Origin of the sequence: Marinobacter alkalisoli, assembly GCF_045449855.1 — a bacterium.
Classification (GTDB): Bacteria; Pseudomonadota; Gammaproteobacteria; order Pseudomonadales; family Oleiphilaceae; genus Marinobacter.
The window spans coordinates 1-6,220 of the sequence record NZ_JBJJLC010000032.1 but is presented as its reverse complement, the minus strand read 5'-3'; the positions used below and the strand labels follow the sequence as shown (position 1 = coordinate 6,220).

Below are 6,220 nucleotides of genomic sequence, written 5' to 3'. Positions count from 1 at the left end.
GCCCACCAGCCCCTTGTCATACATTGGGTGCAGGCATCTGCACCACACAAACGAAAGAGCTCGTCGCTTACTTGTTCAGGAACAGTTCTCTGCCGATCAGCATGCGGCGGATTTCAGACGTGCCAGCACCGATTTCATAGAGCTTGGCGTCGCGCAGTAAACGGCCTGTCGGGTATTCGTTGATGTAACCGTTGCCGCCGAGCAGCTGGATGGCGTCCAGGGCCATTTTGGTGGCCATTTCGGCGGAGTAAAGGATTGCGCCGGCGGCGTCTTTGCGGGTGGTTTCGCCGCGGTCGGCGGACATGGCCACCATGTAGACGTAGGACTTGGCGGTGTTCATCCAGGTGTACATATCCGCCACTTTGCCCTGGACCAGTTCGAATTCGCCGATGGCCTGGCCGAACTGTTTGCGCTCGCGGATGTAGGGAACGGTGACGTCCAGTGCTGCCTGCATGATGCCCAGCGGGCCGCCGGAGAGGACGAGGCGTTCGTAGTCGAGGCCGCTCATGAGGACTTTGGCGCCGTTGCCTTCGCCGCCGAGGATGTTTTCACGGGGTACCTTGCAGTCTTCGAACACCAGTTCGCAGGTGTTGGAGCCGCGCATGCCGAGTTTGTCGAGTTTCTGGTGGCGGCTGAAGCCCGGGTAATCGCGTTCGACGATGAAGGCGGTGACGCCCCGGGAACCGGCCTGGGTGTCGGTTTTGGCGTAGATGACGTAGGTGTGGGCGTCCGGGCCGTTGGTGATCCACATCTTGGTGCCGTTGAGGACGAAGTGATCGCCTTCGTCACGGGCGGTGAGTTTCATGGAGATCACGTCGGAGCCGGCGTTGGGCTCGGACATGGCCAATGCGCCCACGTGTTCGCCGCTGATCAGTTTCGGCAGGTATGTCTGCTTTTGCTCTTCGGTGCCGTTGCGATGAATCTGGTTTACACAGAGGTTGGAGTGGGCGCCGTAGGAGAGGCCAACGGAGGCCGAAGCACGGCTGATTTCTTCCATGGCGATGACGTGCGCCAGGTAGCCCATGTCGGAGCCGCCGTATTCTTCTTTTACGGTAATCCCCAGCAGGCCCATGTCGCCCATTTTACGCCACAGGTCCATGGGGAATTCGTTGTTACGGTCGATCTCTTCTGCGCGGGGAGCGATTTCCGCGGCGGCGAAGCCGTTGATCTGCTCGCGGAGCATGTCGAGGGTTTCGCCGAGGCCGAAGTTGAACTCTGTGTATTGTGATTTCATTGTTGGCTACCTATGTCGTTCGCGTTATTTCTGTTCTACCGGGTCAGGTTCTTCCTGTTCAGCCGTTGCCTGCTGGCGTTTTCTCTTCTGCAGGTCCGCCAGTGCTTCGCGGCAACGGGCTTCTGCCGTGTCCATTTCCATTTCCGCCTGGGCAATGTCGTTTTTCTGTTGTTCCAGTTGTGCCCGCCGGGCTTCCAGAATTTCCAGCATTTTCAGCAGCTGCTTTTCGTTGCCGCTGAGGGTTTCATCCCACAAATCGAACAGCTCTTTGGTCTCCGCCAGGGAGAAGCCCATGCGTTTGCCCCGCAGGATGAGTTTCAGGCGCACCCGATCCTTTGAACTGAATATCCGTGTCTGCCCCCTGCGAGAGGGCTTCAGCAAGCCCTGATCCTCATAAAAGCGGACGCTTCGTGTTGTGACGTCGAACTCCTTGGCGAGTTCACTGATGCTGTAGGTGCTTTTGTCTGCCATGGCGATTTCCTTTTTAGACTAAGGTTAGATAAAGTTTACGTAAACGTAAAGTAAATTTTGGGCGTAAAAGGGACGATTTTCAGAATTGAATTTTTTAACAAATATTGTGGCGGAATATGTCATGGCATAGGTGCCGGGCCTGGAACACACTTTACATTAACCAGTATCGAGTTTCTGACAACAAGGAGAACGCTATGGAATTTCAGAACGTACCGGCGATTGTTACCGGTGGTGCATCCGGTTTGGGCGAAGGGGCCGCGCGTGCCCTGGCGGCAGCGGGCTGCAAGGTTGCCATTTTCGATGTGCAGAAAGAGCAGGGTGAAGCCGTGGCCCGGGATATTGGCGGGCTGTTTGTTCACTGCGACGTCACCTCATCCGACAGCGCCGAGGCCGCCCTGGCCAAGGCCCGCGAAGCTCATGGTCCCTGTGGTGTGGCCGTGAATTGTGCCGGCATCGCGCCGGCGGCGAAGATTCTGGGCCGTGACGGGGTGATGCCGCTGGAGAACTTTAGCAAGGTCATTCAGGTCAACCTGATAGGTACCTTTAACATCCTGCGTCTGGCCGCGGCGGATATGGCTCAGCGTGAACCCAACGCCGATGGTGAGCGCGGTGTGATTATTTCCACGGCGTCTGTTGCTGCCTATGAAGGGCAGATCGGTCAGGCGGCTTACAGTGCATCGAAAGGCGGTGTAGTGGCGCTGACGTTGCAGGCCGCCCGGGAGCTGGCCCGCGAGGGTATCCGTGTGAACACCATTGCACCGGGTCTGTTCATGACGCCGATGATGGCCGGCATGCCCGAGGAAGTGCAGGACAGCCTGGCTGCCACCTTGCCGTTCCCCAAGCGCCTCGGCAAGCCGGAAGAGTTTGGCATGATGGTGGATCAGATGGTTCGCAATCCCATCCTCAACGGTGAAGTGGTTCGTCTGGATTGCGCGCTGCGCATGGCGCCCAAGTGAGTCCAACCAATCGGGAGAACGTTATGAGCAGTCCGATCGATAAAGAAGAGCTCGAGATGTTCCGGGAGTCCGTTATCAAGGCCCTGGAAACCGAAGTGAAGCCTCACTACGAGGCCTGGGAAAAATCCGGGATTGTGCCCCGTGAACTCTGGAACACCCTGGGCAATGCCGGCATGTTGTGTGTGGATGTGCCGGAAGAGTGCGGCGGTTGCGGCGCGCCTTTCCAGTATTCCGTGGTGGTTGGCGAAGAGCTGGCACGGCTGGGCTTTGGTGCCCTGTCCACCAACGTGATGGTGCACTCGGACATTGTTGCCCCGTACCTGAGCCATATCGGTAACGAGGAACAAAAGCAGCAGTGGTTGCCGAAAATGGTCTCCGGTGAGGCGGTCGGTGCGATTGCCATGACCGAACCCGGTGCCGGCAGTGACCTGCAGGCGATCCGCACCAGCGCCGTCAAGGATGGGGATGACTACATCCTCAATGGCTCCAAGACCTTTATTACCAACGGCCAGCATGCGGACATGGTGATTGTCGCGGCCAAGACCGACCCCAACGCCGGTGCCCGGGGCATCAGCCTGTTCCTGGTGGATACCTCGTTGCCGGGTTACAGCAAGGGGCGGAACCTGGACAAGATCGGCCAGCATTCCGGTGACACCTCGGAGCTGTTTTTCTCCGACATGCGCATTCCCGCCTCCGCGTTGCTCGGTGAGGAAGGGCAGGGCTTTATGTACCTGATGCGGGAACTGCCTCGCGAACGCCTGGTGATTGGCGCTCTCGGCGTTGCCGCTGCTCGCGGTTCGCTGGATCTGACGATCGCCTACGCCCAGGAACGTGAGCTGTTCGGCCAGAAACTGGCCCAGTTACAGAACACCCGATTCGAAATCGCGCGAATGGAAACCGATTACCGGGTCAACAGAGCCTTCGTGGACCAGTGCATCGACCAGTACGACCGTGGCGAACTGGATGCCCCGACGGCGTCCATGGCCAAGTACAGCGCCACGGAAATGCAGTGCCGGGTAGCGGATGGTTGCCTGCAGCTGTTCGGTGGCTATGGATACACCACCGAGTACCCGATATCCCGGAATTTTATTGATGCACGGGTACAAAGAATTTATGGCGGAACATCTGAGGTGATGAAAGAAATCATTGCCCGTTCGGTACTGGGCAAGTCCTGATTAATTGAGTGAGGAAAGAGTATGAGTGACAACAGTGTGGTAATTGCCGGTTCTGCCCGCACCCCCATGGGCGGCATGATGGGCGCCCTGAGTTCGGTCCGCTCCCCGGAGCTGGGTGCGGTGTCCATCAAGGCTGCCATTGAGCGTTCCGGTCTGCAGCCGGCGGACATCCAGGAAGTGATTATGGGCTGCGTATTGCCGGCCGGGCTGGGTCAGGCGCCGGCGCGCCAGGCTTCACGCGCTTCTGGCATACCGGACAGCTCCGGTTGCACCACCATCAACAAGATGTGCGGCTCCGGCATGCAGGCGGTCATCATGGCCCACGACCAGATCAAGGCCGGAACCAACAACTTCATGATTGCCGGTGGCATGGAAAACATGAGCCAGGCACCGTACCTGCTGCCCAAGGCCCGTGGCGGCATGCGCATGGGCCACGGCCAGGTGATGGACAGCATGTTCCTGGACGGTCTGGAAGACGCCTACGAAGGCGGCCTGATGGGCGTGTTTGCCCAGCGTACGGCAGACAAGTTCAACATCACCCGGGAAGCCATGGACGAGTTTGCCATCGGTTCCCTGAACAAATCCCTGGCGGCCATCGAGAGCGGCTGGTTCAAACCGGAAATCGTGCCGGTGAGTGTGCCTGGCCGTGGTGGTGAGACAGTGGTGGACACCGACGAGCAGCCGGGCAACGCCCGTCCGGAAAAGATTCCGACGCTCAAGCCGGCGTTCGCCAAGGACGGATCTGTAACGGCCGCCAACTCCAGCTCCATCAGTGATGGTGCCTCAGCGCTGGTTCTGGCGTCCGCGGCAGAAGCCGAAGCCCGGGGCCTGACACCCCAGGCGCGCATCGTGGCCCACGCGACCCATGCCCGGCTGCCTTCAGAATTCACCCTGGCGCCCATCGGCTCCATCGAGAAGGTATTGAAGAAAGCCGGCTGGTCGGTGGACGACGTGGATCTGTTCGAGATCAACGAAGCCTTCGCCGTGGTGACCCTGGCGGCCATCAACGAGCTGAACCTGCCCGCCGAAAAGGTCAACGTGTATGGCGGTGCCTGCGCCCTCGGTCACCCGATCGGGTCGTCCGGTTCGCGCATCCTCATCACCCTGATGAATGCCCTGAAACAGCGTGGCCTCAAGCGCGGTGTTGCTTCACTGTGCATCGGTGGTGGCGAAGGTACAGCGGTTGCCATTGAGCTGCTGTAAGCGGGTCTAATAGTCCTGTTTGCGGTAGGCCAGGGGGCTGAGCCCGGTCCAGTGCTTGAATGCACGGGAGAATGCGCCGGGCTCGGTAAACCCCAGCCGGGACGAAATCTCGGTAATGGTCAGGTTAGGTCGCAGCAACAGCGTGACCGCCTGATCCCGCCGCAGGTTGTCCTTGATCTTCTGATAGGCACTGCCTTCGGATTTGAGCCTGCGGCTCAGGGTGTTGCTGGTCATGTTAAGGTGATCCGCCATCGTCTCCAGGGTCGGTAAGCGATCCTGCTCCATCCCTTCCAATAGTCTTCGTACCTGCGTTGTCAGGCTGTCGTCATCGTCGGTCCAGACCAGCAGATTACGAGGCGAACTCAGGATAAATTCGTCCAGTTCCGCCGGCGTCCGTGTGACCGGCATGGTCAGGTACGCCTTGCTGAAGAACAGACTGTTGCGCTGCTGATCGAAGTGACACTGGCACGGGAAGACAAAGCGGTATTCATCGAAATGGCCGGGCAGACCGTGCTCAAAGGTGGCGTGACTGAGCACGATCTTGCGCCCGATCAGCCATCCCACCAGCCGGTGCCATACCATCAACAGCCATTCCACCAGGAACTGATCCGGGTCCAGCTCCGGATGGCGATGGGTCATGGTCAGTTCCGCTTCTTCCCCCTCGGTGTTCAGCTCGATTTCGATGTCGTGGTTGAACAGCCGGTAGCAGCGAATGCTCTGACGGATCACGTCTTCCAGGGTGGCGCTGTGCACCACTAATGATCCCATCAGATGGAAATGTCCGACCCTGCACGGGTGGGTGGTGCGCCCCATGAATTCATCGTCCAGCACTTTCCAGGTCATGCGGAACAGGCGAATGAACTGCTCGGTGGGCAGCCGCGCCCGTGGCGGGTAGATGAAGTCCGGATCAATGCCGTTTTTGTGCAACAGTTCGGCTATAGGCAGCCCCCGTTCTTCCAGCCCGTGCAGGACCGCTCGTGCGTAGTGGGAGGAGAACGTCAGGTTTTGCATTAAAGGCTGTCCTTGTTGGCAAGTATCGGGGACCATTTGATTTATGGCATTTTAACAGTGTTCATACTAATGCTGCGTCCTGCCTCTAAGCCAAAAACCGGGAGTCACAGGGAATTGATGAAGTTCGCCTGCGTGTAGCCTGAGGGTGGTGGGGCGGGCTTGCGGGGTGG

6 protein-coding genes are annotated in these 6,220 nt (G+C 58.9%); 3 read left to right on the top strand and 3 right to left on the bottom strand.

Annotation, left to right across the window (positions count from 1 at the left end):
* Positions 1-67: 67 nt before the first annotated feature.
* Positions 68-1,234: an isovaleryl-CoA dehydrogenase gene (locus ACJO5Y_RS14015; RefSeq protein ID WP_406988030.1), complete on the bottom strand. Its 1,167-nt coding sequence runs from the start codon at positions 1,232-1,234 to the stop codon at positions 68-70.
* A 24-nt stretch (positions 1,235-1,258) separates the two neighbouring features.
* On the bottom strand, positions 1,259-1,705 hold the full coding sequence (locus ACJO5Y_RS14010; protein WP_406988029.1) for a MerR family transcriptional regulator: 447 nt from the start codon (positions 1,703-1,705) through the stop codon (positions 1,259-1,261).
* Between the two features lie 194 nt (positions 1,706-1,899).
* Here ACJO5Y_RS14010 and ACJO5Y_RS14005 point away from each other — a divergent pair, with 194 nt between their 5' ends.
* From ACJO5Y_RS14005 to ACJO5Y_RS13995, 3 genes are read left to right on the top strand one after another with little or no spacing between them, the layout of a single operon-like run.
* On the top strand, positions 1,900-2,661 hold the full coding sequence (locus ACJO5Y_RS14005; RefSeq protein ID WP_406988028.1) for an SDR family NAD(P)-dependent oxidoreductase: 762 nt from the start codon (positions 1,900-1,902) through the stop codon (positions 2,659-2,661).
* A gap of 23 nt (positions 2,662-2,684) precedes the next feature.
* Positions 2,685-3,836 (top strand): acyl-CoA dehydrogenase family protein, encoded by a 1,152-nt coding sequence (locus ACJO5Y_RS14000; protein WP_406988027.1) that lies wholly within the window; start codon positions 2,685-2,687, stop codon positions 3,834-3,836.
* A gap of 21 nt (positions 3,837-3,857) precedes the next feature.
* Entirely contained in the window at positions 3,858-5,039 is a 1,182-nt protein-coding gene (locus ACJO5Y_RS13995) for a thiolase family protein (RefSeq protein ID WP_406988025.1), read from the top strand.
* A gap of 6 nt (positions 5,040-5,045) precedes the next feature.
* Here the strand turns inward: ACJO5Y_RS13995 and ACJO5Y_RS13990 are convergent, their stop codons facing one another.
* Positions 5,046-6,050, bottom strand: coding sequence for an AraC family transcriptional regulator (locus ACJO5Y_RS13990; RefSeq protein ID WP_406988024.1), 1,005 nt, complete (start codon positions 6,048-6,050; stop codon positions 5,046-5,048).
* Positions 6,051-6,220 lie beyond the last annotated feature (170 nt).